This window comes from Variovorax sp. CCNWLW186, from assembly GCF_037203865.1.
Lineage (GTDB): Bacteria > Pseudomonadota > Gammaproteobacteria > Burkholderiales > Burkholderiaceae_C > Variovorax.
Genome location: NZ_JBBCBO010000005.1, coordinates 20,487 through 45,186, shown reverse-complemented (window position 1 = coordinate 45,186; position 24,700 = coordinate 20,487). Strand labels below are relative to the sequence as shown.

Here is a 24,700-nt window from a genome sequence, read left to right as displayed (position 1 = left end):
CCCTTCGGGGGGCGGCCACCTCGCTCGGGGCCCTGTTCACCCAGATCGGCTTGGGGGCCGGTCTGTGAGATGAATTGTGCGCCGTTCTCTAAGTAAAAACCCTCATCAAAAGGAACCTCGGCGTTCACAGAACGGAAACAATGGCAGCGTCAGGAGGCACAAGACCTGAGCTACCTGGAAGAAAATCTCTGCCTGCGGGCTCCGGCTAAAGTAGTCGCCCCAAACCGGCTGTCCAGCAACGCCGTACACACAACACACAGGAACATCAGCATGGGCGCACAGTGGAAAGCAAAGCACAAGGACCTGGCCGCCAATGCCAAGGGCCGGCTGTTCGGAAAACTGGCCAAGGAAATCATGATCGCCGCGCGCAGCGGCGCCGATCCGGCCTCGAACGCACGGCTGCGGCTGGTGGTGGAGCAGGCCCGCAAGGTCTCGATGCCCAAGGACACGCTGGACCGCGCCATCAAGAAGGGCGCCGGGCTCACAGGCGAGGCGGTGAATTTCGAGCATGTGATCTATGAAGGCTTTGCGCCGCACCAGGTGCCGGTGATGGTCGAATGCCTCACCGACAACGTGAACCGCACCGCGCCTGAAATGCGCGTGCTGTTCCGCAAGGGCCAGCTGGGCACCTCGGGCTCGGTGTCATGGGATTTCGACCATCTGGGCATGATCGAGGCCGAGCCTTCGCGACCGGACGCCGACGCCGAAGTGGCCGCCATCGAAGCGGGCGCGCAAGATTTCGAGCCGGCCGGCGAGAACGGTGCCACCGTGTTCCTGACCGACCCCACCGATCTCGACCTCGTCAGCCGCGCGCTGCCGGCCCAGGGCTTCACCGTGCTCTCGGCCAAGCTGGGCTACAAGCCCAAGAACCCGGTCGATCCCGCCAGCCTGAGCGCCGAACACCTGGAAGAGGTCGAAGTCTTCCTGGCGGCCATCGACGCGAACGACGACGTGCAGAACGTGTTCGTGGGCCTTGCGGGCTAGGCGCCGAGCGGGGCCGCGGAAGCTGCGCCGGCCGGCTGCCCTCCGCGCTTGAGCGGCAACCACAGACTGAAAAGCGTGCCCTCCGCCCCCGAGCGCCAGGAGACGGTGCCGCCGACCACCTGGGCCCGGCGCTGCTGGTTCTGCATGCCGCGGCCTCCGGCCTCGCGCATTGCCTTTTCGACATCGAACCCGTGGCCGTTGTCTTCGATGGTGACCTGCACGCCTGAGGCATCCGCCGCGGTGCCCACTCGAATCTCGGTGGCGCGGGTGTGGCGCAGGATGTTGGCAATGCTCTCCTGCACGATGCGCAATATGTGCAGCGCGCTGGTCGGGTCGAGCCAGTCCAGCGCAGGGAGCTCCTGCACGTTCCACTGCAGGGCGACACCCGAGCTCTCGAGCCGGGGGCCCAGCCGGTAGCGCAGCGTGGCCAGCAACAGCAGCAGGTCGTCCTCGAGCGGCTCCATCGAGTCGATGGTCAGCTTCAGGTCGTCCAGGCAGCTCTTGAGTACCTGCGAGACCTTGTCATCGCTCATGCCGCCGCTCTCCACCGAGCGAATGGCGCTGATCAGCGACGAGCCCAGGCCGTCGTGCATGTCCTGCATCAGGCGCTGGCGCTCGTCGCTGATGGTCTGCAGCTTCTCGACTTCGCGCAGCCGCTGGTGGCTGCGTTCCAGCTCGGCTTCGCGCGCGCGCAGGCGCTCGGCCAGGCCGGCGTTGACCCGCTCCACCTCGGCAATGGCGTTGACGTAGCGCCGATACATCAGCACTCCGAACACGCTGAACGTCACTGCGTTGGTGTACGCGCCGAGGTACCAGCCTTCGGGGCTGACGAAGTTGTTCTGCAGCAGCCAGTCGGACACGCCCAGCAGCACGCAGGCGCCGATGCCGACAGCCACCAGCCGCCCTTCGCTGGAACGCTTCCAGGCGCTGATGCCGCCCACCAGCGCCACGGCCACGCCCATCAACGCCGCCCCGATGTAGATCAGCGGCGTGACTTGCGGGGTGTTTCTCAATATGGCGGGGCCCGGCAGCGTCAGCACGCCGATCAGCACCGTCCAGGCGACCACCGCAAAGGTCAGCCACCTGAGCGGCCGGCCGTGCAGCTGGCGCAAGGCGAAGTGCACCACCGCCACCAGCCAGAACAGCGAGTTGACGGTCAGCCAGGCGAACCAGTCGTTGGCAATCGGGACCGCCACATAGAAATGCAGGCTCCGCAGGAACGAAGTGATCGCGAGGTTGAAGAAGAGCAGGTAGCCGATTTCATGGCTGCGCCTGAACCACACGAACAGGGCGAACACGCCCACGGCCATGAAGGCCGCGCTGAGCATGGCCGGCAGATCCTGCTGGAGCCACTGCCGCATGCGATGGCGCACTTCCAGCGCCTCCACGGGGCCGAGCCACAGCGACGAAACCGCCACCTGCACGGTTCGCGTGTGCTCGATCCGAAGCAGGATCTCGTCCAGCGGCTCGCCGTCGGGCGCCTTGCCCAGCAGCACCCACAGCGGCGTGCGGGTGCTGTTCCAGAGCAAGCCTTGCACTTGCGCGCGGTAGGCCAGCCGCCCGTTGGCATACACCGCAATGGGGCCGTCCGTCTTGATGCGCGCGCCATACAACGCAAGCGGTGCCGACGTGGTGGGCAGTTCGCGCGCTGAAAGCCGCAGCCAGGTGATGCGGGTTGCGCCTGTGGATGCGCTGCCGTCGGCCTGGCGCAGCAAGGCGGCGGGAAGCGCGCGAGGCAGTTCGACGGGTTGCCAGGCGAGCGGAAGGGCCTTGCTGTCCACGGCAAGCGGCAACGGACCAAAGCGCGGCGCGGCCGCATCCTCCTCCTGCCAGTCGGCCCGCACCATGTGCAGGACCGCCGATTCATGCTCGGCGTCGGTCGCGCTGAAGTAGGCCGCCATGGCCACCAGCAGCGCCATGGAAACGACGAGCACCGCGTTCGCCCAGAACGATGCGAAGCGGTATCTGGACAAATGCTCGAGGAGACGCGCGCGCAACCGGCGCGGGAATGTGGAACTCATCGGCGCGTGGCCGGCGCAGCGCGGCCATGGCAGTTCACGGACGTGTCCTCCAAATCAGATTGGCAACATTTTGTCCGCGTTCAAGACTGTTGTTTACGCTTTTTTCGGACGAAACGGACCGAGCCCAATCCATCAGATGTAACAGCGCTTGTTAAAAACTTCGGCCGCATTGCAACTAAATGTGCAATTGTGTGAACTATTCTACTATTCAGCTGCGACAATCGTTGGCACCATCCGCACCCGTTCTCCCGTCGTTTCCTTAACAACTGTTGGCATCTCTCATGAAAAAACCTTCCCTTCTCCTCGCTTCCATTCTCGCAATCACCGCCACCAGCGCTGCCATGGCTGCAACCTCCGGCGGCTCGTTTCAGGTTCTGATCACCGTCGCCAAGGCCTGCTCGGTTACCGCAGGTAACGCCTCCAACATCGACTTCGGTACGGTCAACTCGTCCGCCACCGGCCTGGTTGCTTCCAGCAACATCAGCGTTACATGTTCCAAGACGACGCCCTACAACGTGGGCCTGATGCCTTCGAACACCAACACCGCGGGTGCCGGTGTGATGTCCGCCCCTCCTGGCAATCCCGACACCGTCGCCTACCAACTGCGTTCGGTCAGCGCCACAGGTCCGGTCTGGGGCAACACCGCCACCCCCACCACGGTGGGCAACGGCGTGGCCGGCACCGGCACGGGCGCGGCGCAGGTGATCCCTGTGTTCGCCACGGTCGCTAACGCCAATGTGACCCCTGGTTCCTACTCGGACACCGTGACCGTCCAGGTCAACTACTGATCGACTGCCCGTGCACCACTTGCTCCGTTACACCGCCGCCCTCGCGCTCGCCTTGGCGCACGCGTTCGCCTCGGCGAGCGGACTGCAGGTTTCGCCGGTCACGCTGACGCTCCAGGCCTCGCAAAACGCCGAGGGCCTTTGGCTCAGCAACACCGGCGACACGGTGGTGCACGCCCAGGTACGTGTCTATCAGTGGACGCAGGAAGACGGCGCCGAAAAGCTGACACCCTCGCGCGAACTTCTCGTAAGTCCGCCGATGGTCCAACTCGACGCGTCGGCGCGGCAACTGATTCGCGTCATCCGCACCGGCGTTCCCGCCGGTCCGGTCGAAGGCTCGTACCGGGTCATCATCGATGAGCTGCCGGTCGAGATGAAGGAAAAGAAGGGCCTGCAGCTGGTGCTGCGTTATTCGGTGCCCATCTTCATCGCGGCCGCGGGCGCGCAGTCGCCCGCACCCCAGCTCACATGGTCCCTTCGCAGGGAAGAAGGCCAGGCCGTGCTCGAAGTCGCCAACAAAGGCGGCATGCATGCCCAGCTGGCCGATCTGGATTTTGTCGATACCGTCGGCCGCCGCACTCCGGTGCATGCCGGACTGATGGGCTATGTCCTGCCCGGCGCGCGCATGCGCTGGCCGCTGAAGACATCCACAGAAACATTCGCCCTCGGGGGCGTTCTGGAAACGAAGATCAATGGCAACGCGACGCAGGAAAACATCCCGCCGCTCCCACGCGTCCGCTAAGCGCCTGCTGCCACTGTTGCTTCTTTCCGGTCTGGCGTCCTTGGCCGCTCAGGCCCAGAACGTTGCAGCCGTGTCCAGCTCGCTGGTGGCCGCGTCCGCGGAAGAAAACCTCGCCGGAACCGGCGGCGGCGACCTCTACCTGGAACTGAGCCTCAACGGCAATCCCCAGGGACTGGTTCATTTCGGCCTGCGCGGGAACGAACTCTGGGCCGCCGCCGCCACGCTGCGGCAGCTGGGCTTCGTGCTGCCGCCGGGCGTGTCCGACCCCGTGCCGCTCAAGAGCCTGCCGGGCGTACAGATCGACTACGACGCTGCGGGCCAGCGTCTGGCGATCGTTGCCGCGGCCGATGTGCTGCGCCTGCCCACGACCGTGGTCGACACGTCGAGCATCGTTGCATCGAAGGCCAATGCGGCGCCCGGCCTGCTGCTCAACTACGACCTTTACGGCACCCAGGGCCGGGGCAATACGTCCAGCTTCAACGCGCTGACCGAACTGCGCGCGTTCAGCGGCAGCGCCGTGTTCAGCAACACGCTGATGTCCCGAGCAGCGCGCCTTCCGGGAGAAGGCTGGCAGCATGACTCCGTGCGGCTCGACACCACCTGGAGCAAGTCGTTCCCCGATGACATGCTGACGCTCCGCGTGGGCGACACCACCACGGCTTCGCTGCCGTGGTCGCGCTCCACCCGCATCGGCGGCATCCAGCTTTCGCGCAACTTTGCGCTGCAACCGTATCGCACCACCACGCCGCTGCCGGCGTTCCTGGGGTCGGCCACGCTGCCATCGCAGGTGGAGCTGTACATCAACGGCCTGCGCCAGTACTCGGGCCAGGTGCCGGCCGGGCCTTTCCAGCTCAAGACGGTGCCGAGCATCAACGGTGCCGGCAACGCGCAAGTGGTGCTCACCGACGCCTTCGGCCGCGCCACGACGCTCGATTTTTCGCTCTACGACACGCAGCGGCTGCTGCAGGCGGGCCTTTCCGACTGGTCCGTCGATCTCGGCATGGTGCGCAAGAGCTACGGCCTGCGCTCCTTCGACTACGGCAGCGATCCCGCGGCCAGCGGCACCTGGCGCTACGGTGTGAGCAACAGCTTCACGCTGGAGGCGCATGGCGAGGCGACCCGGGGCCTGGTCAAGGGCGGCGTCGGCGGCGCATGGCTGCTCGGCCAGAGCGGCGTGGTCGCAGGCGCCGTGGCGCACAGCAGCTACGGCGGAGAGCAGGGTTCCCTGATGAACCTGGGCTACAGCTGGCGCGACAACCAATTCAACTTTGCCGTCGAAGGCACCCGCACGCGCGGCGAGTACCGCGACGTTGCATCCCTCTACGGCGGCCCGCCGCCGCGCGGTTCGGGCCGCGCCTCCATCGGCTACACCACAGGCAGCTTCGGCAGCTTCGGCCTCAGCTACCTTTACCTGCGCTATCCCGCGCAGCAGGCAACGCGCCTGGCAAGCGTCTATTGGTTCAGGGCCGTGGGCCGCAATGCCTCGGTGAACGTCAGCCTAAACCAGAACCTGGATGACCGCCGCGAGCGCAGTCTCTTCGTCGGGTTCACCTGGGCGCTGGACGGCAACGTCACGGCCAGCGCCGGCCTTCAGCGCGAGCGCGACCGCAACATCTACACCGTCGATGCGCAGAGCTCCACACCGGGCGAAGGCGGCATCGGCTGGCGCGCGGGCCTGCGCCAAGGCGGTGGCCAGAACGGCGGACAGGCCGAGATCGATTACCTGGGCCGCTATGGCCGCGCCATGGCCGGCATCAGCGTGCTCGGCGACAGCCGCTTTGCCTATGCCGGAGCCACCGGCTCGGTCGTGTTCATGGGCGGCCAGCCGTTCGCGGCCCGCCGCATCGACGACGCGTTCGCGGTGGTCTCCACCGACGGCATCGCGGGCGTGCCGGTAAGGCTGGAGAACCGTGACATCGGCACCACCGACGGCAACGGCATGCTGCTGGTGGCCCCGCTCAGCGCCTATCAGAACAACCAGCTTTCCATCGACCCCATGCAATTGCCCGCCGACGTGAGGATCGAACGCGTGAAGACCATTGCCACGCCGAGCGACCGCGCCGGCACGCTGGTGCGCTTCGGCATCACGCCGGTCAGCGCGGCCGCACTGCTCCTGGTGGACGAGACGGGCAAGCCCCTGCCGCTGGGCAGCCGCGTGCGCGCCAACGCACAGGGCGGCGAGCCCGCCCTGGTCGGGTTCGACGGCGCGGTGTACCTCGAATCGCTCCAGCCCCGGAACACGCTCGACGTACAGACGCCTTCTGGCCGCTGCCGCGCGAGCTTCGACTATCGCAAGGAAGCCTCGGGAATTCCGCAGATCGGCCCGCTGCGCTGCGCCAAGGAGACCAAGACGCCATGAGCCTTCTGACCCGCTCGTTGAAGGGCCTCGGCCTGCCCCTGCTCTGTGCATTTCTGTGGTGGCTGCCTGCGGACAACGCGCAGGCGGTGGTCACCTGCACTGCGAACATGTCGAACGTGGCTTTCGGCAGTGTCGAACTTGTCGACGGGAGCGCGCCGCCTTCGGCCAATGCAACGCTGACCTACACCTGCAACAACACCGGCAACAACGCCGAGTTCGCCAGGGTCTGCTTCAACATCGGCGATGGCGATGAAGGCCTGACGAACTTCAATCCGCGCATCATGAAGAACGCCGCCGGAAACAACTTGCGGTTCCAGCTCTACCAGGCCACGAGCGGCACCATCTGGGGTTCGAACGGCAACGCAGCGGTGCCCAATCCCCTGGTCGTCACGATGAGCATTCCCCGCCGGTCGAGCACCTCGGGAAGCGCCACCATGCGCGGGGAACTGCTTCCCCTGCAGAGCACAGTGCCTCCGGGTGCCTACCAGGACAACTTCGGCGGTATCCACACCTCTATTACGCTCTCGTCGAGCACAAGCGCCACGCCGGCGACGTGCAACACCTCGATGACGGACAACTTCGCTTTCTCGGTCACCGCAACCGTCGCCAAAAGCTGCCTGGTCACCGCCGATCCACTGAACTTCGGCACAGTCAACGGCCTGCCGGGCCAGGCCGACAGGGACCAGACCAGCACGATCAACGTCACCTGCACCACGCCCACCCCGTACACGGTTGCGCTGACTCCTTCGAACGGCTCGACAACCGGCGCAGGAACGATGACGCCGACAGGCGGCGTACCCGGCAACGCCGACGCGGTGCCCTACCGGCTCTATCGCAACGCCGCGCGCACCGCCATCTGGGGCAGCGTCACGGGCACGGGCGGCAACGTCGCTACGGGCACCGGCAATGGAGCCGCCCAGGCGCTGACCTTGTATGGCCGCGTTCTGGGCACCAGCGCCAACGTGCGGCCGGACAGCTACCGCGACGTGGTGACGGTCAGCGTCACCTACTGAACTCCGCCGGCAAGCAAGCCGGTGCGGAAAAACCTGCTAGCCAACAGCAGGTTATGGGTAAAGAATGGCTCGGACGGCCTTCATTTTCCCGCGACTCTGCCGATAAACCAGGACGGGGCATCAATGCGATGCCCTCCACCCGGTTGCGACGAGAGGAGGAGTTCCAATGTCCGGAAACATGTCCGCTGCAGGTGCAACTGCCCTGCGCCCGACGCGAATAGCGCCACCGTTGGCTGCCGCCGGCATGCTGCTGCTCTTGCTGCCACTGCCGCTGCGGCTCAGTTCCGCGGAGCCGACGCACGGCATGAACAGTTCCACGGCCCGCTTCACCATCTCGATGGTCGTTCTGCCGACCTTCAAGGTGCTCGAGGTCACACCGGTCAAGGGCGGACATGAATACCGCGTGTGGACCAACATGAAGTCGGTGGTCATCAAGGGCCGCGAGTACCGGTTCGACAAGATCGGCGAAACGACGCTCATGGTGGCCGGAAACGATGCCGACGGCCGCGATAGCCTCGCTTCCGCCTGGCAAGGCGTCATCGGTGCCATGGCGGCGACCACGGGCTCCGCCCCGTCGCAAACTGCCGCTCCGGCCGGCGACGGCAGCAATGCGATGCGGGTGACGGTGACCTACTGACCTACTGCCCGAAAGCCGCCCCGATCCCTCACCAGGGCTGGTCGGTCGGCAATACGAACAGTTCGGCCACGTTCACGTGCGCAGGCGCCTGCAGCGCGAACATCACCGTGTCGGCGATGTTGTCGCCGCTCAGGAAAGACATCTGGTCGCGCAGCCCTTCCATCTGGCCGCGGTAGCCCTCGTCGGAGATGTGCTCGAACAGCTCGGTATCGACCGCGCCCGGCTGGATACTGGTCAAGCGGATGTTGTGCTTCTTGCCGACTTCCAGGCGCAGGCCTTCGGTAAACGCCGAGACGGCATGCTTCGTCGCGCAATAGACCGCCAGCCCGGCAAATACCTTGCGGCCGGCAATCGACGACGTATTGACGATGTGGCCGGAGCCCCGCTCGATCAGGTGAGGCAGCGTTGCAGCCGTACTGTTCATCAGGCCCTTCACGTTGACGTCCACCATGCGGTGCCATTCGTCGACCTTCAAGGCTTCGACATCCGAGATCGGCATGAGGCCGGCGTTGTTGAACACGATGTCCAGCCCGCCAAAGGCTTGCACGAGCTTTGCCACGCCCGCTTCCACAGATGCACGATCGACCACATCCATCTCGATGGCGATGGCTTCGCCTCCGCTCGTCTCGATCCGGTCGGCCAGCTTGTCGAGTCGATCGACGCGGCGGGCGGCAAGCCCCACCTTTGCACCCGCTGCCGCCAGCTTGAGCGCCGTCGCGGCGCCTATGCCACTTGAAGCACCGGTGACCAGAGCGATTTTTCCATTGAGTTCCATGACAGTTCCTTGCGGTAGTTGAGTTGGAAAGCGCGGCGGCTGCAGACTCGGGTTGTCTGTGCAGCTGCCACGGTTGTCATGGTGCCGAGGGGGCCCCGAGCGGTCGCTCGCCGATTTGCTGTCGATATCGAAGATTTGCTGCGAAAGCGAGGTGCCGGTCAGCGCCCGCTGCGGTAGTCGCTCGGGAGCACGCCCACCTCCTTGCGGAACACCTGCGCAAAGTGGCTGGGGCTCGCGTACCCGACCTCCAGGCCGATCTCCACGATGGGCGTCTCCGTTTCCCTCAGAAGACGCCGTGCACGCTCCATGCGCAGCCGTGCCAGGTATTGAGACGGGGAGAAGCCCGTGCTCTTCTTGAAAGCCCGCGAAAAATGGGCCTCGCTGAGCTGCGCCGCTTTTGCCAGGCGCTTGAGGTCGAGCTCCTGGTCGATGCGCTCCTGCATTGCAGCGAGCACCCGGTGGATCTTGAAGGCCGGCAGTCCCCCGTGCGGGGTGGCCGGATGCCGCGTGCCGCTTGCATAGGCCCTCACCAGGTGAACTGCAAGGCTGCTCGCAAGGCCCTGCACGAGCATGGTGCTCGGCACTCGGCGCTCCAGCAACTCGTTGCGAAGCAGGCCCATCTGGCCGGCGACGACCTCGTCTGCGGCGCCGGAGACTTCCCTGAGCGGAACGAGCGGGCTCTCGGGCCCATGCACATCGATGGCCGCCCTTCTCATCAGCGGGAGCCCCAGGTAGACGTGCATCACGCGGAACGGCTCGCTCGTCAGCGTGCGCCAGCGCAGCTCGCATGGTCGCGGAGATGTCTGCAGGAAGAACTCGCCTGCGCGCACCTCGTTGGCCATCCATTCGCCTTCGATCTGCCGCTCCTCCACCAGCGCCGAACCGGAGACGACCCACACGATGAGCGGCTCTGGAACAGCCGGAATGAGCAAGCTGTCCTGCACCGGCCGCCTGGTGAAGATCTGCACCAGGAGATCGCGCCAAGGCCGGCCCTTGCTGGTTGCAACGAGATCGCCGGGCACGCGCTCGTCAAGCGCTTCGGCGGTACTGAGTTGAAGGTCCATGGTTCAGCGTATTCAATACTCCAAAGATTCTCCAGTCCGTCGGTTTGTGCAAGTCCCCGCCAGAAACGGGCATGCGACCGAGGGCCTCGGTTCCTACGATCACTCCATGTTCAACCGGCGTGTGAATCACGCAGCAACTTGGAGAGTGAAAAATGAGCAAGGTCTGGTTCATCACGGGTGCTGGCCGCGGTATTGGCGCACAGATCGCCAAGGCAGCCCTGGCGGCTGGAGACAAGGTTGTGGCAACGGGTCGCGATACCGCCCAGCTTGAAAAACTTTACGGCGAGTTCGGCAGCAGCGCCCTGTGCCTCCCGCTCGACGCCACGCGCGAGCAAGATGCCATTGCCGCCGCCCGGGAGGCTGGCTCTCGATTCGGAAGCATCGACGTACTCGTCAACAACGCAGGCTACGGCCAACTTGGCCTGTTCGAAGAAGTCTCGGGCGAGGACGTGGAGCGCCAGTTCCACACGAACGTCTTCGGCATGATGCACGTGACGCGTGCCGTGCTGCCGGTCATGCGCAAGCAGCGCGGCGGTCACATCCTGAACCTCGCGTCGGTGGGGGGCTTCATGGGCTTCGACGGAGCGTCGATCTACTGTGCCGCCAAGTTTGCAGTGGAAGGCTTCTCCGAATCCCTTGCCCTCGAGGTTGCGCCCTTCGGCATCAAGGTGACCATCGTCGAGCCGGGATTCTTTCGTACCGACTTCCTGGACAAGAAGTCGGTCCAGTATGGCTCCCGCAAGATCGCCGACTATGCGGAGTTTTCGAGCAGCTCGCGTTCGGCCTACGAGAGCTACAACCACAAGCAACCCGGCGATCCGGCGAAGCTCGGCCGTGCCATCGTCGAGCTGGCCGGAATGCCGCAGCCGCCGCTCCACTTTGCGGCCGGCACCGACGCCGTCGACTTTGCGGCGAAGACCTTCGAGCGCCGCCGCGCCGAGATCGATACCTACGCCGCGCTCTCGGTCACGACAGACGGGGACTTCTGACGCCATCGTGCCGGCGGCGCGTTCCCCGTTTTGCTAGCCGGCCATCATCTCGAAGCGGGACACATCCTTGGACGGAGGCACGCCGAACAGCCGGCTGTATTCGCGGCTGAACTGGGACGCGCTCTCGTAGCCCACCGAATAGCCCGCTTTCGAGACCTCGATGCCTTCGCTCAGCAGCAAGCGGCGAGCTTCCTGCAGGCGAAGCTGCTTCTGGTACTGCAGCGGGCTCATGGAGGTGACGGCCCGAAAGTGGTGGTGCAAGGAGGACGTGCTCATGCAGCATTCGCGTGCCAGGTCGTCCACCTTCAGGGGCTCCGCAAAGTTCGACTTGAGCCGGGAGACCGCCCGCATCACGCGGCCTGCGTGGCTGTCGGCCCTTGCCACCTGCGCAAGCCGCTCCCCCTGCTCGCTGCGCAAAAGCCTGTAGACGAGCTCGCGGGTAGCCAGCGGTGCGAGGGCGGCCACATCTTCAGGCGAGTCCAGCAAATGCATGAGCCTGATTGCAGCGTCCAGCATGCCGTTCGAAACGCTGCTCAGGAAAAGACCGCGAGGCGTGGCCGTGCGCCGTGCCGGCGGCGGCCCGAGCTGGAGAACCAGTTCGGAGATCTCCGCAGGATCCAGGTCCAGCCTGAAGCACAAATACGGCTCGCCGGGTTTTGCATGAGTGACCTGCGCGCTGATGGGCAAGTCGGTCGAGAAGACCAGGAACCGCGAGGCGTCATAGCTATACACCTCATCCCTCAGCATGACCCGCTTTGCGCCCTGCGCAATGATGCAGACAGCCGGCTGGTGAAGGGCGTGGACCAGCTCGTCGCTGGGTGCAGAGAGCTTGATGGCCGACACGCGCGGAATCGAAGTCGGGCAGATGCCCTCTCTCGGGGCATGCCGCGCGACGAGCGAAGCCAATTCCCGGACCCGCGCGGCATCGGGCGGCGAAACATGTGGCAGAGCGGAAGAACCAGGGGCTGCGGCTGTGGAATTCAGGTTCAAAGAATCCATGCTGGGCGTTGCATCGGTCGATGTGAAGACCCGAAATCCTAACAACAAGCGGGCCCGCCAGCCGCTTGCCGGCGCCTCAGCGAGCGGCGCCCAGTGCAACCGGAAGCTCGGCGCGACTCTCATCCAGGCTGAAACTGCCGGCGCCGAAAGCAACCACCTGCAGCAGCCCGCCGGCCAGCGCGAGGTTCTTGAGGAAATGGAACAACTGGTTCTGGTCGCCCAGTGCGCTGTGGAAGATCACCGCGGAAACCACCGAGAACAGCGCCAGTGCGGCAGCCACCCAGCGCGTGCGGTATCCCGCGACCAGCAGCAGGGCCCCGCCGAGCTCCATGGCAAGCGCGCCGGCGTACGCCAGCTCCGGCAGCGGAATGCCTACGGATGCGATGTAGCCGATGGTGCCGGCCGGCGCCATGAGCTTGCCCGCGCCACTGATCAGGAAGATGGCGGCCATGAGCAGACGCCCGATGAATGGCGCCACGGAGGCTGACGAGAGGATGGAAGCGTTGTTTGTGGATTGCATGACGAGGGACTCCTATAAGTTCGAGACAGGGTGAAAAGAACGGTGAGGTGCGCCAGGCAAGCCCGGTGCGTTCCGACCGCTGAGACGAACTTTAGGAATTTCTCGTGTAGCTGAGTAGCCTATATTTTTAGATGCAATGGATCTGATTTATCGATAGGTCGCCTCCAAGTCCATATTGATCCAGGAGGGCCAGAACTTATCGTCCAAGACGATGCTTTCCATCGAAACAAATAGGCTATCGCAATCGATCACCCATCCCTACTCTTCAGGTCATGCAGCAATCAGCTGCACAACACCAAGGAGTAGCAGATGGAACTTAAGGACTTCGATAACAAGGTGGTGCTGGTCACCGGCGCGGGCTCCGGCATCGGCCGCGAGGCCGCCCGGGCATTTGCCGGACGCGGTGCGACCGTCGTGGCGGCAGACCTGAACCAGGGCGGATTGGACGAAACCACGCGCCTGATCGCCGAGCTCGGCGGGCGAGCGCTTGCCGTCACGGCGGACGTCTCCGACGAGCCGCAGGTGCGCGGCCTGATTGCACGTGTGCAGAAGGATTTCGGCCGCCTGGACGTCGCTTTCAACAACGCGGGAATCACGGGCCAGGCGCACCGCGTGGAGGACTACCCGACCGACGACTTCGACCGCGTGATCGCGGTGAACCTCAGGAGCGTGTTTATCGGCATGAAGCACCAGATTCCGCTGTTGCGCCGTACCGGAGGGGGAGCCATCGTGAATACGGCTTCCGTCGCGGCCTTGACCGGGCCAGGCGGCATGAGCGCGTATGCCGCTTCGAAGCACGGCGTGCATGGGCTCACCCGAGTTGCGGCAATGGAAAACGCCGCCCACGGTCTTCGCATCAACGCCTTGGCACCGGGCTGGACCGAAACCCCCATGGTTGCCGCCGCAAGCGCACAGAACCCCGGCTTCACCCGGTTGGCCACGTCGGCCATTCCGGCGAAACGGGGTGCCCGGCCCGCAGAGATCGCCGCGGCCGCGGTATGGCTCGCCTCCGAAGCCTCCTCCTACGTCATGGGTCAGATGCTCGTCGTGGACGGCGGAATGACCATCGGCGGATTCGAACTCTGAAACACATCACGAAGGAAACACCATGAACAGCATCAACATCGATATCGGCGAAGCAGCAAAGACGGTCATTCGCCGCAATACGGACGACGTTCAAGGCAAGGGCAACTGGGCCTTGTTCGACGAGCTTTTTTCCGACGCATTTCTTGATCACACCCCGCAACCGAATTGCACGCCGGACAAGGCCGGCGCGCTGGGCCTCTACAAGAAGCTTCGCGAAGCTTTTCCTGATTTCCATGCCGTGATCCATTGGCAGCGTGCGGACGGCGACGTGGTGACAACCTACAAGACGTACCACGGCACGCACCGCGGCGACTTCCTGGGGGTTGCCGCAACCGGCAAGGCCATCCATTTCGAAACCGTCGACGCGATGCGCGTGCAAGACGGAAAGATCACCGAACACTGGGGCGTTGCCAACCTGTACTCGGTCCTGCAACAACTGAACGCACTGCCTCAATAAAGAGATCCATATGAACACGAACATCCTGCAGAACAAGGTCGTCGTGGTGACGGGTGCCGCAAGCGGCATCGGCCGCGCCATTGCAGTCAATGCCGCGAGGCATGGCGCCAAGGCCGTCATCGTCTCGGACATCAGCCGCGAGCCGCGCGAAGGCGGCGTGCCGACCACCGAGGAGATCGAAGCCCTGGGCGTTGCCACCGCTTTCGTCAAGGCCGACGTGAGCAAGAAGGAAGAAGTCGACGCCCTGGTCGATGCATCGGCACCGTTCGGCGGAGTGGATGTGATGGTCGCCAATGCGGGCATCACCCTTCGCGCCGACGGTTTCGATGTTTCTTCGGACGACTTCCGCAAACTGATGGCGGTCAACCTCGATGGCACGCTCTTCAGCGCCCAGGCCGCAGCCCGCCAGATGAAGGCCAACGGCAAGCAGGGAAGCATCGTGCTCATGGCCAGCATGGGCGGGTTGTCGGGCGCCGGCATCACGGTGGCGTATTCAACGAGCAAGGGCGGCGTCGTGTTGATGGCCAAGTCGCTTGCGGACGCGCTCGGGCCCGATGGCATTCGCGTGAACGCCGTTGCTCCCGGAACCATCGACACCCATCTTCTGCGAACCAGCCCGGGCATTGCAGAAGCGGCCGAGGGTTTCCGGCAACGCACGCCCCTCAGGCGGCTCGGCCAACCTTCGGAGATTGGCGATGCGGTGGCGTTCCTCGGCTCCGACCTTTCGAGCTACATCACCGGAACCGCCCTGCTGGTCGACGGAGGCCTGCTGGCCGTCATCTGAAAATCCAACACCTTTCCATTCGAATACAGAAAGTCATCATGAACACCACCATCCGCTTTCATTCCTACGGCGGCCCCGAAGTCCTCGAGGCCGAGAACCAGCCGGATGTCGGCGCCCCGTCCGAAGGGCAAGTGCGCCTTCGTCACCTGGCCATCGGCGTGAACTTCATCGACACGATGTTCCGCAGCGGCATCGTCCCCGTTCCGCTGCCGGCGGTTCCCGGCGTGGAAGGCGTCGGCATCGTCGAGGCCATCGGGTCGGGCGTCGGCGGCCTCGCGGTAGGCCAGCGCGTTGCCTACTATCTCGCGCCGGGCAGCTACACCCAGGAGCGACTGATCGGCGCAAGTGCATTGGTGCCGGTGCCCGACGACATCGGCGCCGGGCAGATCGCAGCCGTTCTAACCAAGGGCCTGACCGCCTGGGCCGGGCTGAACGGCTACCACCGGCTGCAAACCGGCGAGACGATCCTCGTGCAGGGCGCCTCGAGCGGCGTTGGCAGCCTGCTCGCGCGCTGGGCAAAGGCGCGCGGCGCCACGGTCATCGGCACCGCAGGAAGCTCGGAAAAGCGCCAGGCGCTGGAAGGCACCATCGACCATGTGCTGCCCTCGGATGCGCAAGACCTGGCGCAGCGGGTGCGCGAGATCGCGCCCGGCGGCGTCGATGTGGTCTATGAGTTCGTCGGGAGGTCGACGTTCGACGCAACGCTTGCTTCGGTCAAGGATGGCGGCGTGGTCGTGTCCATTGGCGCGGCCTCCGGCGCGCCGGTCTTCGACAAGGAAGCGGCCGCAAAGCGAGGACTGAAGATGGTCGGCGGCCCGATGGCGCCTTTCCTGGCGGGCCAGGTCTCGCAGGCTGTGGACGACGTGTTCGATGCTTTCAGGGCTGGTGTATTGGGCGATGTTCCGTTTACGGAGTACGCCCTGCGCGATGCATCCGAGGCGCATGCGGCCATTGCGGCGCGCACGAAGACGGGAGCCTTGGTGCTGATGCCCTGAACGCAGCACCAACCCATCACTAAAAAGAGATGCCTGGCCAGGCATCTTTTTTATTGCAGCAGTTGTCCGAGCCAGAAGGCCAGTACCGCCGCGGCCATGGTCACCACGAGGCAAGGCAGGATGAAAAGGCCAACGCCCAGTTCTTCGTGGTGTGCCTCGATGTACTTCCAGAACTTCATGAAACGCTCCTGGCAAGATTGGCATCCGACACGGGCGGCAAGCGCCCTTCATGCCGGAGGCGGCTGCCGATGCGTGCGATTTCCGCCTCGCCCCTGCGAAGCGCCTCTACCGAGGTGTGTACGGAGTAGTAGCCCAGCACGAGGCTGTGAGGGTGCTTCACTGCAGAGCCAAGAACGAATTCGACCTCGCCCTCTGCTTCGAATTCCAAGATGCCGTCATTGCTGTCGAAGACGGCCAACTCGTTCTTGAGGCGCTCGCCCGCCACCCTGAGCACGCCGCGATCGACATGCACCCAAGCCACGTCCTGGCCAGCTGGCGGCGTATAGCGCCAGTGCTGTCCGCTGCCGAGGCGCACATGAAGAAGATCGATGCCAGCGGGCGAATCGACGGGCGACCGGACGCCGGCATGGCGTCCGAGCACCAACCTGGCGGGGCCTATCGCAGGCACGGCCGCAGGCGGCAGGTATTGGCTGTAGGCAGGACCGTTTTCCAGTTCCGGCGGCAGTGCGACCCAGACCTGGTAGCCGCGGAAGGGGGCGCCGCTCGACGGGCTCGCGTCGTGCCACACGCCGCTGCCCGCGCGCATCCACTCGATGCTTCCGCCCGACAGGGTTCCGGCTGCTCCCGTGGTGTCCTCATAGCGCAGATCGCCGGAGAGCAGCACGGTGACCGTTGCAATGCCGGAATGGGGGTGCATCGGAAAGAGCGAGCCTTGCTTCGGCACCATGTCGAAATGGTCGACAAACACGAAAGGCTTGATCAGCTCTCCGATGTCCGAAGGGCTGACGAGGCGTGTCACGGGCCCATGCGTGCGCCCGTTGGTGCGAGCCACGACGCGGCGATTGCCGCGTGCAGGCGAGCGCTGCGGCGCGGGCGGAACGAAGGTCGTCTGGGTCATTGGAATTTCCTTTGGGTTGGTAGAACGACCAAAGGTTAAGGACTGGACTTCCCTCTGCGAAGCCTATATCTTTCGATGCAAACCATCTAAAGAGGCGATACATGCTTGACGGCGTTTCCATGGATCAGCTGCGCACATTCATTGCGGCAGCGGATGAAGGCAGTTTCTCGGCCGCAGGTCGCCGGCTGCGCCGCGCCCAATCTGTCGTGAGCCAGACCCTGGCCAACCTCGAAGGCCAGATCGACGTTCAGCTGTTCGACCGGAGCGCCCGGTATCCACAGTTGACCGAAGCCGGCATTGCCCTTCTGGCGGAGGCACGCCGGGTGGTATCCGGCATGGACGGCTTCAAGGCCAAGGCCCGCACCATGGCCGAGGGCCTGGAGCCGGAGCTCTCGGTGGTCGTCGATGTGATGTATCCGATGGAATCGCTGACAACGGCGGTGGGCCTCTTTCGCGCCGCATTCCCGCACACGCCGCTCAGGCTCTACGTCGAGGCGCTTGGCGCCGTGGTTCAGCCGGTGCTGAAAGGGAGCTGCCGTATCGGCATCATGGGTTCGATGCCGACAGTGCCGGAAGGCGTGGATACCGAAAAACTGCTGGATGTACCCATGCTCACGGTGGTGGCGCCATTCCACCCGCTGGCCAATCACAAGGGGCCGATATCGTCGGCCGAACTGTCGCAGCATGTGCAGCTGGTACTCACCGACCGCACGGCCATGACGGAAGGAAAGAGCTTCGGCGTGTTTTCCGCCCTCACCTGGAAGCTGGCCGATCTGGGCGCAAAGCATGCGTTTCTGCGCGCCGGTTTCGGCTGGGGGCACATGCCCGCCGCAATGGTGCGCGCCGACCTGGAAGCCGGCGCGCTGGTGCCGATCACGCTCGAGATGTTCCACCCCAAGACACCTCCCATCGCAATGCTCGCCGTTTACAGGAAGGACATGCCTCCCGGACCGGCTGGCAGGTGGTTCCTCGAGCAGCTGCGGGATGCGGGCCAGTTGTCCCGTCGCAGCTGACTCCGCGCCCCGCGACGCGCCTTCTCCGGCCTCAGCCGTGCAGCTTGGCCGCCGTACGGGCCACCAGCTCGCCCTGGTGCCGGGCACCGGCCAGGTCGATGGCCGTGGGCTGCCGCGAGCCGTCGCCGCCCGCGACGGTGGTAGCCCCGTAAGGCGCGCCGCCAACGATCTCGTCCACGCTCATCTGGCCCGCATGGCTATAGGGCAGCCCGACGATGGTCATGCCGAAGTGCAGCAGGTTGGTGATGATCGAGAACAGCGTCGTCTCCTGGCCGCCGTGCTGCGTGGCGCTCGACGTGAATGCAGCTCCAACCTTTCCGTTCAGCGCGCCCCGCGCCCAGAGGCCGCCCGCCTGATCCAGGAATGCCGCCATCTGCGAGGACATCCGCCCGAACCGGGTACCCGTGCCGACCACGATGGCGTCGTAGTTCTCAAGCTCGGCGACCGTTGCCACGGGTGCGGCCTGGTCCAGCTTGAAATGAGCGTTGCGTGCGATGGCTTCCGGCACGGTTTCCGGAACGCGCTTGACGTCGACTTGTGCGCCGGTGCTGCGGGCACCCTCGGCAATGGCTTGCGCGAGGGTTTCGATGTGTCCGTAGGACGAGTAATAGAGAACAAGAATCTTGGCCATTTGATGAAGCTCCTTTGCGTTTTAGGCAACTCGGCGAGTTGCAGTGCACAAAGAATAGCTTTGCAACAGCCATCAAAACAGCCTTTAATTTTCGATGGAAAGTATCGTCTTCATCGATAGGTCATGGCACGGTTTGCGCAAGATCCGCTTTGCAAATGCAAAAAGGCCGCCTCGGGTGAGGCGACCTTTGTTCAAAGATCCGAAAGTCGGCTCAGAACGGAATATCGTCGTCCATGTCGTCGAAGCCCGACGAAGACTTGGCCGGAGCCTGGCGCGGCGCCGCCGCAGGAGCGCGCGGTGCCGCGGCGGGTGCACGGGGGGCGTAGCCGCCGCCACCACCGCCGCCTTGCGAGTAGCCGCCACCGCCGCCGCCGCCCTGCGAATAACCGCCGTCGTCCTCCGGACCGCCCGACGGGCCGCCCTGGCCCTGGCGGCTGCCCAGCATCTGCATCTGGTCGGCGCGGATTTCGGTGGTGTATTTCTCGATGCCGTCCTTGTCGGTCCACTTGCGCGTGCGCAGGCTGCCTTCGACATACACCTGCGAGCCCTTGCGCAGGTATTGGCCGGCAATTTCGGCCAGGCGGCCGTTGAAAACGATGCGGTGCCACTCGGTGGCTTCGCGCATTTCGCCGCTTTGCTTGTCTTTCCAGCGATCGGTGGTGGCCACGGTGACGTTCGCGACCTGGTCGCCGCTCGGGAAGGTACGCATTTCTGGGTCGCGCCCCAGGTTGCCGACGACGATGACTTTATTGACCGATGCCATATGCACTGCCCCTGATAAGTAGATGGAGGAGAAGGAAAAGTAGAACCCGACATTGTGCCCGATGGCGGCCGCCCGGGTGCCGCCGCCTGGCGCCCCGGAAGCACCGGCCGAGGAGCGCCTCATGAAACCGGCCTCAACCCGCCCCCTCGCCATGAAATGCCGCTCGGACTATCATGTCCGGTTGCCCTCGGACGATCGCCCCCTTGAATTCCAAAGCCATTGAAGACATCGCCGCCAACGAGGAGAGCGCACGCGACGCGCGACTCGAACGCGACACCTACCTAGGCGCGGTGCTTGCGCAACAGCGCATCAGCATCCGTGGTGCGCGCACCCACAACCTGAAGAACGTCGACCTCGACATTCCGCGCAACAAGCTGGTGGTGATCACCGGCCTGTCGGGCTCGGGCAAGTCGAGCCTGGCTTTCGACACGCTGTATGCCGAAGGGCAGCGGCGCTACGTGGAAAGCCTCTCGGCCTATGCGCGGCAGTTCCTGCAGCTCATGGACAAGCCCGACGTCGACGTGATCGAGGGCCTGTCGCCCGCCATCAGCATCGAGCAGAAGGCCACCAGCCACAACCCGCGCTCCACCGTGGGCACGGTGACCGAGATCCACGACTACCTGCGCCTGCTTTATGCGCGCGCCGGCACGCCCTACTGCCCCGAGCACCACCTGCCGCTGCAGGCGCAAACGGTGTCGCAGATGGTCGATGCCACGCTCGCCATTGCCAATGAGCCGCGCCTGATGATCCTGGCGCCCGTGGCGCGCGAGAAGAAGGGCGAGTTCCTCGAACTCTTCGCCGAGATGCAGGCCGCGGGCTACGTGCGCTTCAGGGTCGACGGGCAGACCTACGAATACAACGACCTGCCCAAGCTCAAAAAGACCGAGAAACACGACATCGACGTGGTCATCGACCGCCTGCGCGCGCGCCCCGACATGCAGCAGCGCCTGGCCGAGAGCTTCGAGGCGGCGCTGCGGTTAGCCGAAGGCCGCGCCATTGCGCTGGAGCTGGGCACGGAGGGCGCGCCCGACAAGGAGCACCTGTTCAACGCCAAGTTCGCCTGTCCGATCTGCCACTACTCGCTGTCGGAGCTGGAGCCGCGCCTTTTCTCGTTCAACTCGCCCGTGGGCGCCTGCCCGAGCTGCGACGGCCTCGGCCACCGCGAGGTGTTCGACCCGGCGCGCGTGGTGGCCTTCCCTTCGCTCTCGCTGGCCAGTGGCGCCATCAAGGGCTGGGACCGCCGCAACAGCTACTACTTCAGCATGATCGAGAGCGTCGCGAAGCACTACAAGTTCGACGTCGACGCGCCCTTCGAATCCTTGCCCGCCTCGGTGCAGCAGGTGCTGCTGCACGGCTCGGCGGCCGAAGAGATCAAATTCAACTACACCATGGAGTCGGGCAACTTCGCGGGCAAGAAGCTCACGAAAAAGCACCCCTTCGAGGGGATCATCCCGAACATGACGCGGCGCTACCGCGAGACCGATTCGGTGATGGTGCGCGAAGACCTTGCGCGCTTTCGCAACCTGCAGCCCTGCCCCGACTGCGGCGGCTCGCGCCTCCGGCCCGAGGCGCGCAACGTGTTCCTGGTGGACGAGGCCAATCGCCCTGCCGATGGCGGCGAACCGCCGCGCATGGCGATCTTCGAACTGAGCCATCTCACGCTGCGCGATTCGCTCGCCTGGTTCCAGAACCTGAAGCTGCGCGGCGCCAAGGCCGACATTGCCGACAAGGTGGTGCGCGAAATCGGCCTGCGCCTGAAGTTCCTGAACGACGTGGGCCTGAACTACCTGAGCCTGGACCGCAGCGCCGAGACGCTATCGGGCGGCGAGGCGCAGCGTATTCGCCTGGCCTCGCAAATCGGCTCCGGCCTTACGGGCGTGATGTACGTGCTCGACGAGCCGAGCATCGGCCTGCACCAGCGCGACAATGACCGCCTCATCGGCACGCTGAAGCACCTGCGCGACATCGGCAACAGCGTGATCGTGGTCGAGCACGACGAAGACATGATCCATGCCGCCGACCACGTGATCGACATGGGCCCCGGTGCCGGCGTGCACGGCGGCCGCGTGATGGCGCAGGGCACCTATGCCGAGGTGTCGGCCAACCCCGATTCGCTCACCGGCCAGTACCTGTCGGGCACGAAGAAGATCGAAGTGCCCAAGCACCGCACCGCCTGGCTGCCGGTCGTGAAGAAGCCTGCCTTCAACGAAGGCAAGAAGGCCTCGCGCTTTCCGCCGAGCCCCGCGGCCGAGCGGCGCGCCGCGCGCGAAGCGGCGCACCTCGCCTCGCAGACCGATCTGCAGGAAATCCGCGTGGTCGGCGCCACCGGCAACAACCTGAAGAACGTGAGCGTGGCCTTTCCGGTCGGCCTGCTCACCTGTGTGACGGGCGTTTCGGGCTCGGGCAAGTCGACGCTGGTGAACGACACGCTCTACACCGCCGTGGCGCGCACGCTGTACCGCGCGCACGAAGAACCGGCCGCACACGAGTCGGTAGAGGGCATCGAGTATTTCGACAAGGTCATCAATGTCGACCAGAGCCCCATCGGCCGCACGCCGCGCAGCAACCCGGCCACCTACACGGGCCTGTTCACGCCGATTCGCGAGCTGATGGCCGAGACCAACACCGCGCGCGAACGCGGCTACGGCCCGGGCCGCTTCAGCTTCAATGTGGCGGGCGGCCGCTGCGAAGCCTGCCAGGGCGACGGCGTGGTGAAGGTCGAAATGCACTTTCTGCCCGACGTGTACGTGCCCTGCGAGGTGTGCCACGGCCAGCGCTACAACCGCGAGACGCTCGAGGTTCAGTACAAGGGCAAGAACATCGCGCAGATCCTCGAGATGACGGTCGAGGTGGCGCACGAATTCTTGAAGGCCGTGCCGACCATCGAGCGCAAGCTGCGCACGCTGCTTGACGTGGGCCTTTCGTACATCAAGCTCGGCCAGTCGGCCACCACGCTCTCGGGCGGCGAGGCGCAGCGCGTGAAGCTGGCGCTGGAGCTCAGCAAGCGCGACACGGGCCGCACGCTCTACATCCTGGACGAACCGACCACCGGCCTGCACTTTGCCGACATCGAGCTGCTGCTGAAAGTGCTGCACCAGCTGCGCGACGCGGGCAACACCATCGTGGTGATCGAGCACAACCTGGACGTCATCAAGACGGCCGACTGGCTGATCGACATGGGCCCGGAGGGTGGCGCGGGCGGCGGCACGGTGGTGGGCGAAGGCACGCCGGAAGATATCGCCGCGAATGAAGCCAGCCACACGGGGCGTTACCTCAAGCGGCTGCTGTAGTAGCCGCACCGGCTCCCTGCACGAATGCGCAAGCCGCGCCACAATCGCGGCCCATGCCTTCCTTCACGCCGCGCCAGTTCGTCCTGCTCGTTCTCCTGACCCTTGCATGGGGCCTCAACTGGCCCGTGATGAAAATCGGCGTGGCGGACTATCCGCCGCTCGCGTTCCGCGCCATTTCCATCTGGCTCGGCCTGCCGGTACTGGGCCTCGCGCTGGTGTGGATGAAGGTGCCCTTTCGCGTGCCGCGAAGCGCATGGCCCGAACTGGTGTGGCTGGGCGCCACCAACATGTTCGTCTGGCATGCCTGCATCATTCTTGCGGTGAAGGCGCTCTCTGGCGGGCGCGCGGCAATCCTCGGCTACACGATGCCGGTGTTCTCGGCGGTGATCGGCGCAGTGCTGTTCTCTGCCGTGCTCACGCGGCGCGCATGGATCGGCGTGGGTGCCTGCGCGGTGGGCGTGGGCCTGCTGCTCTGGCACGAGCTCACCGACTTTGCGGGGCGGCCCGGCTACGTCGCGCTCGCACTGGCGGCTGCCGCCACATGGGCGCTGGGCACGCAGCTGCTGCGGCACACGCGCATCGGGCTGCCCACGCTCACGCTTTCGTTCTGGATGACGGCGATGACGGCCGTCGTGATGACGGTGCTCACTTTTCTCTTCGAGCGCGACCAGTGGCGCTGGCCCGGCCCCGTGACCTGGGGTTCGATTCTCTACAACGCGGTGCTGATCTTCGGCTTTGCACACGCGGCGTGGTTCTACCTGGCGCGCGGCCTTCCGCCGGTGGCATCGACGCTGAGCGTGATGTTCATTCCCGTGCTCGGCGTGTTCAGCGGCGCGGTGTGGCTCGGCGAGGTCGTCCACTGGCAGGACTGGGTGGCCGTCGCGCTGATGATGGTGGCGATTGCCTCGGTGCTCTGGCCTTCGCGCAGCGCCGCCGCCAAGGCCTGACGAAGACGGCTCAGGTCGTCGTCTGCACGTGCAGCCGGCTCGTCTTGCAGCGGTGCAGCGCGCGGTAGTGCTCCAGCGGCCGCCCGTTGGCGCCGTAGGCAATCGACTCGATGCGCAGCAGCGGCTCGGGCTGCGGCAGGTCGAGCAGCTTGCAGGTTTCGGCATCGGGCAGCACCGCATCGATCCAGCGCTCGGCGCGCACCAGGCGCAGCCCGTATTGCCGGCGCAGCACGTCGTACAGCGAACGGTCTTCCAGGCGTGCGCGGTGCAGCCCGGGGGCCAGGTCGGCCGGCACCACGGTTTCGACCAGCAGGCGCAGCTCGCCGTCCACGCTGCGCAGGCGCTTGAGCGCCACCACCTGCGTGTCGTCGGCCAGGCCCAGCGACGCGGCCTCTTGCGCAGTGGGCGCGCGCAGTTCCTGCATGAGGATCTGCGTGCGCACCGAGCGGCCCTTGCGCTCCATCTCGTCGGAGAAGCCCAGCACGGTGGAAACAAAGTCTTCGTCGCGCTCGCGTGCCGACACAAAGGCGCCGCGCCCCTTGATCTTGTAGATGAGGTTGTTGCGCACCAGGTCGGCCAGTGCCTCGCGCACCACGATGCGCGAAATGCCGAACTGCTCGCCCAGTTCCGCCTCGGACGGCAGCTTGGCGCCGATGGGCAGCACGCCTTGCAGGATCTGCAGGCGAATGGTGTCGCGAAACTGCGCCCACAGCGGCGATTCGGAGTTGCGGTCGAGTACGGTCGACATGTCGTTGGGACTGTTCACTT

Annotated in this window: 24 protein-coding genes; 14 read left to right on the top strand and 10 right to left on the bottom strand. The window is 65.2% G+C overall.

Annotation, left to right across the window (positions count from 1 at the left end; translation table 11 throughout):
- The first annotated feature begins 270 nt into the window (after nucleotides 1–270).
- The gene (locus V9K97_RS07990) at nucleotides 271–984 is read left to right on the top strand and encodes a YebC/PmpR family DNA-binding transcriptional regulator (protein WP_157611670.1); all 714 of its coding nucleotides are present in this window, start codon (nucleotides 271–273) and stop codon (nucleotides 982–984) included.
- On the opposite strand, the gene V9K97_RS07985 is transcribed toward V9K97_RS07990, so the two are convergent.
- A complete protein-coding gene (locus tag V9K97_RS07985) occupies nucleotides 981–2,903 on the bottom strand; it encodes a sensor histidine kinase (RefSeq protein WP_337317594.1) in 1,923 nt (640 codons plus the stop codon). The two genes, V9K97_RS07990 and V9K97_RS07985, sit on opposite strands and share 4 nt — an antisense overlap.
- 383 nt (nucleotides 2,904–3,286) lie before the next feature.
- Between V9K97_RS07985 and V9K97_RS07980 the strand changes: the two genes are divergently transcribed.
- The 5 genes from V9K97_RS07980 to V9K97_RS07960 all read left to right on the top strand — a co-directional run bounded on the left by V9K97_RS07980 (nucleotide 3,287) and on the right by V9K97_RS07960 (nucleotide 8,541).
- Nucleotides 3,287–3,793, top strand: coding sequence for a Csu type fimbrial protein (locus tag V9K97_RS07980; RefSeq protein ID WP_337296518.1), 507 nt, complete (start codon nucleotides 3,287–3,289; stop codon nucleotides 3,791–3,793).
- A 52-nt stretch (nucleotides 3,794–3,845) separates the two neighbouring features.
- Nucleotides 3,846–4,532, top strand: coding sequence for a fimbrial biogenesis chaperone (locus tag V9K97_RS07975; RefSeq protein ID WP_337317407.1), 687 nt, complete (start codon nucleotides 3,846–3,848; stop codon nucleotides 4,530–4,532).
- 40 nt (nucleotides 4,533–4,572) lie between these two features.
- Nucleotides 4,573–6,891 carry a fimbria/pilus outer membrane usher protein gene (locus tag V9K97_RS07970; protein WP_337317405.1) on the top strand — a complete coding sequence of 773 codons (2,319 nt, stop codon included), beginning with the start codon at nucleotides 4,573–4,575 and terminating at the stop codon, nucleotides 6,889–6,891.
- Nucleotides 6,888–7,904 (top strand): Csu type fimbrial protein, encoded by a 1,017-nt coding sequence (locus V9K97_RS07965; protein ID WP_337317404.1) that lies wholly within the window; start codon nucleotides 6,888–6,890, stop codon nucleotides 7,902–7,904. Before V9K97_RS07970 ends, V9K97_RS07965 begins: the two co-directional genes overlap by 4 nt.
- 166 nt (nucleotides 7,905–8,070) lie before the next feature.
- Nucleotides 8,071–8,541 carry a hypothetical protein gene (locus tag V9K97_RS07960; RefSeq protein WP_258503601.1) on the top strand — a complete coding sequence of 157 codons (471 nt, stop codon included), beginning with the start codon at nucleotides 8,071–8,073 and terminating at the stop codon, nucleotides 8,539–8,541.
- Nucleotides 8,542–8,569: 28 nt separating this feature from the next.
- On the opposite strand, the gene V9K97_RS07955 is transcribed toward V9K97_RS07960, so the two are convergent.
- Complete coding sequence (locus V9K97_RS07955; protein ID WP_337317402.1) at nucleotides 8,570–9,316, bottom strand: SDR family oxidoreductase; 747 nt, start codon at nucleotides 9,314–9,316, stop codon at nucleotides 8,570–8,572.
- A gap of 158 nt (nucleotides 9,317–9,474) precedes the next feature.
- Complete coding sequence (locus tag V9K97_RS07950; RefSeq protein WP_337317401.1) at nucleotides 9,475–10,380, bottom strand: AraC family transcriptional regulator; 906 nt, start codon at nucleotides 10,378–10,380, stop codon at nucleotides 9,475–9,477.
- A 152-nt stretch (nucleotides 10,381–10,532) separates the two neighbouring features.
- On the opposite strand from V9K97_RS07950, the gene V9K97_RS07945 reads away from it, so the two are divergent.
- Complete coding sequence (locus V9K97_RS07945; RefSeq protein WP_337317400.1) at nucleotides 10,533–11,369, top strand: oxidoreductase; 837 nt, start codon at nucleotides 10,533–10,535, stop codon at nucleotides 11,367–11,369.
- Between the two features lie 33 nt (nucleotides 11,370–11,402).
- On the opposite strand, the gene V9K97_RS07940 is transcribed toward V9K97_RS07945, so the two are convergent.
- Nucleotides 11,403–12,212, bottom strand: a complete 810-nt coding sequence (locus V9K97_RS07940) for an AraC family transcriptional regulator (protein ID WP_337317398.1) — start codon at nucleotides 12,210–12,212, stop codon at nucleotides 11,403–11,405.
- A gap of 232 nt (nucleotides 12,213–12,444) precedes the next feature.
- Entirely contained in the window at nucleotides 12,445–12,888 is a 444-nt protein-coding gene (locus V9K97_RS07935; RefSeq protein ID WP_337317397.1) for a DoxX family protein, read from the bottom strand.
- Nucleotides 12,889–13,197: 309 nt separating this feature from the next.
- On the opposite strand from V9K97_RS07935, the gene V9K97_RS07930 reads away from it, so the two are divergent.
- Genes V9K97_RS07930 through V9K97_RS07915 form a run of 4 tightly spaced genes read left to right on the top strand, consistent with a single transcriptional unit; the run spans nucleotide 13,198 to nucleotide 16,210 of the window.
- A complete protein-coding gene (locus tag V9K97_RS07930) occupies nucleotides 13,198–13,974 on the top strand; it encodes an SDR family NAD(P)-dependent oxidoreductase (protein WP_337317395.1) in 777 nt (258 codons plus the stop codon).
- Nucleotides 13,975–13,996: 22 nt separating this feature from the next.
- Nucleotides 13,997–14,431, top strand: a complete 435-nt coding sequence (locus V9K97_RS07925; RefSeq protein ID WP_337317394.1) for an ester cyclase — start codon at nucleotides 13,997–13,999, stop codon at nucleotides 14,429–14,431.
- A gap of 10 nt (nucleotides 14,432–14,441) precedes the next feature.
- Nucleotides 14,442–15,215: an SDR family oxidoreductase gene (locus V9K97_RS07920; RefSeq protein WP_337317392.1), complete on the top strand. Its 774-nt coding sequence runs from the start codon at nucleotides 14,442–14,444 to the stop codon at nucleotides 15,213–15,215.
- Between the two features lie 38 nt (nucleotides 15,216–15,253).
- Nucleotides 15,254–16,210 carry a zinc-binding dehydrogenase gene (locus tag V9K97_RS07915; protein WP_337317391.1) on the top strand — a complete coding sequence of 319 codons (957 nt, stop codon included), beginning with the start codon at nucleotides 15,254–15,256 and terminating at the stop codon, nucleotides 16,208–16,210.
- A gap of 50 nt (nucleotides 16,211–16,260) precedes the next feature.
- On the opposite strand, the gene V9K97_RS07910 is transcribed toward V9K97_RS07915, so the two are convergent.
- Nucleotides 16,261–16,389: a hypothetical protein gene (locus V9K97_RS07910; protein ID WP_337317389.1), complete on the bottom strand. Its 129-nt coding sequence runs from the start codon at nucleotides 16,387–16,389 to the stop codon at nucleotides 16,261–16,263.
- A complete protein-coding gene (locus V9K97_RS07905) occupies nucleotides 16,386–17,288 on the bottom strand; it encodes a pirin family protein (protein ID WP_337317388.1) in 903 nt (300 codons plus the stop codon). The genes V9K97_RS07910 and V9K97_RS07905 overlap by 4 nt, the downstream gene beginning before the upstream one ends.
- A 101-nt stretch (nucleotides 17,289–17,389) precedes the next feature.
- Here V9K97_RS07905 and V9K97_RS07900 point away from each other — a divergent pair, with 101 nt between their 5' ends.
- Entirely contained in the window at nucleotides 17,390–18,301 is a 912-nt protein-coding gene (locus V9K97_RS07900) for a LysR family transcriptional regulator (protein WP_337317386.1), read from the top strand.
- A 31-nt stretch (nucleotides 18,302–18,332) separates the two neighbouring features.
- Here V9K97_RS07900 and wrbA read toward each other — a convergent pair whose 3' ends face one another.
- Both wrbA and ssb read right to left on the bottom strand, forming a co-directional pair.
- Nucleotides 18,333–18,932, bottom strand: coding sequence for an NAD(P)H:quinone oxidoreductase (wrbA, locus tag V9K97_RS07895; RefSeq protein ID WP_337317385.1), 600 nt, complete (start codon nucleotides 18,930–18,932; stop codon nucleotides 18,333–18,335).
- A gap of 211 nt (nucleotides 18,933–19,143) precedes the next feature.
- Nucleotides 19,144–19,695 carry a single-stranded DNA-binding protein gene (gene ssb, locus V9K97_RS07890; RefSeq protein WP_337296522.1) on the bottom strand — a complete coding sequence of 184 codons (552 nt, stop codon included), beginning with the start codon at nucleotides 19,693–19,695 and terminating at the stop codon, nucleotides 19,144–19,146.
- Between the two features lie 173 nt (nucleotides 19,696–19,868).
- Between ssb and uvrA the strand changes: the two genes are divergently transcribed.
- A complete protein-coding gene (uvrA, locus tag V9K97_RS07885; RefSeq protein ID WP_337317383.1) occupies nucleotides 19,869–22,985 on the top strand; it encodes an excinuclease ABC subunit UvrA in 3,117 nt (1,038 codons plus the stop codon).
- Between the two features lie 53 nt (nucleotides 22,986–23,038).
- Complete coding sequence (locus tag V9K97_RS07880) at nucleotides 23,039–23,932, top strand: DMT family transporter (RefSeq protein ID WP_337317382.1); 894 nt, start codon at nucleotides 23,039–23,041, stop codon at nucleotides 23,930–23,932.
- 10 nt (nucleotides 23,933–23,942) lie between these two features.
- On the opposite strand, the gene V9K97_RS07875 is transcribed toward V9K97_RS07880, so the two are convergent.
- Nucleotides 23,943–24,680 carry a GntR family transcriptional regulator gene (locus V9K97_RS07875; RefSeq protein WP_274708928.1) on the bottom strand — a complete coding sequence of 246 codons (738 nt, stop codon included), beginning with the start codon at nucleotides 24,678–24,680 and terminating at the stop codon, nucleotides 23,943–23,945.
- Between the last annotated feature and the right edge of the window lie 20 nt (nucleotides 24,681–24,700).

Excerpts from the sequence above, each read along its gene's own strand:
- wrbA (WP_337317385.1), bottom strand. The coding sequence starts at position 18,932 with ATGGCCAAGATTCTTGTTCTCTATTACTCGTCCTACGGACACATCGAA.
- V9K97_RS07905 (WP_337317388.1), bottom strand. The coding sequence starts at position 17,288 with ATGACCCAGACGACCTTCGTTCCGCCCGCGCCGCAGCGCTCGCCTGCA.
- V9K97_RS07985 (WP_337317594.1), bottom strand. The coding sequence starts at position 2,903 with ATGGCGCTGCTGGTGGCCATGGCGGCCTACTTCAGCGCGACCGACGCC.
- V9K97_RS07935 (WP_337317397.1), bottom strand. The coding sequence starts at position 12,888 with ATGCAATCCACAAACAACGCTTCCATCCTCTCGTCAGCCTCCGTGGCG.
- V9K97_RS07920 (WP_337317392.1), top strand. The coding sequence starts at position 14,442 with ATGAACACGAACATCCTGCAGAACAAGGTCGTCGTGGTGACGGGTGCC.
- V9K97_RS07960 (WP_258503601.1), top strand. The coding sequence starts at position 8,071 with ATGTCCGGAAACATGTCCGCTGCAGGTGCAACTGCCCTGCGCCCGACG.
- ssb (WP_337296522.1), bottom strand. The coding sequence starts at position 19,695 with ATGGCATCGGTCAATAAAGTCATCGTCGTCGGCAACCTGGGGCGCGAC.
- V9K97_RS07930 (WP_337317395.1), top strand. The coding sequence starts at position 13,198 with ATGGAACTTAAGGACTTCGATAACAAGGTGGTGCTGGTCACCGGCGCG.
- V9K97_RS07990 (WP_157611670.1), top strand. The coding sequence starts at position 271 with ATGGGCGCACAGTGGAAAGCAAAGCACAAGGACCTGGCCGCCAATGCC.
- V9K97_RS07955 (WP_337317402.1), bottom strand. The coding sequence starts at position 9,316 with ATGGAACTCAATGGAAAAATCGCTCTGGTCACCGGTGCTTCAAGTGGC.
- V9K97_RS07945 (WP_337317400.1), top strand. The coding sequence starts at position 10,533 with ATGAGCAAGGTCTGGTTCATCACGGGTGCTGGCCGCGGTATTGGCGCA.
- V9K97_RS07880 (WP_337317382.1), top strand. The coding sequence starts at position 23,039 with ATGCCTTCCTTCACGCCGCGCCAGTTCGTCCTGCTCGTTCTCCTGACC.
- V9K97_RS07875 (WP_274708928.1), bottom strand. The coding sequence starts at position 24,680 with ATGTCGACCGTACTCGACCGCAACTCCGAATCGCCGCTGTGGGCGCAG.
- V9K97_RS07925 (WP_337317394.1), top strand. The coding sequence starts at position 13,997 with ATGAACAGCATCAACATCGATATCGGCGAAGCAGCAAAGACGGTCATT.
- V9K97_RS07915 (WP_337317391.1), top strand. The coding sequence starts at position 15,254 with ATGAACACCACCATCCGCTTTCATTCCTACGGCGGCCCCGAAGTCCTC.
- uvrA (WP_337317383.1), top strand. The coding sequence starts at position 19,869 with ATGTCCGGTTGCCCTCGGACGATCGCCCCCTTGAATTCCAAAGCCATT.
- V9K97_RS07965 (WP_337317404.1), top strand. The coding sequence starts at position 6,888 with ATGAGCCTTCTGACCCGCTCGTTGAAGGGCCTCGGCCTGCCCCTGCTC.
- V9K97_RS07950 (WP_337317401.1), bottom strand. The coding sequence starts at position 10,380 with ATGGACCTTCAACTCAGTACCGCCGAAGCGCTTGACGAGCGCGTGCCC.
- V9K97_RS07980 (WP_337296518.1), top strand. The coding sequence starts at position 3,287 with ATGAAAAAACCTTCCCTTCTCCTCGCTTCCATTCTCGCAATCACCGCC.
- V9K97_RS07910 (WP_337317389.1), bottom strand. The coding sequence starts at position 16,389 with ATGAAGTTCTGGAAGTACATCGAGGCACACCACGAAGAACTGGGCGTT.
- V9K97_RS07900 (WP_337317386.1), top strand. The coding sequence starts at position 17,390 with ATGCTTGACGGCGTTTCCATGGATCAGCTGCGCACATTCATTGCGGCA.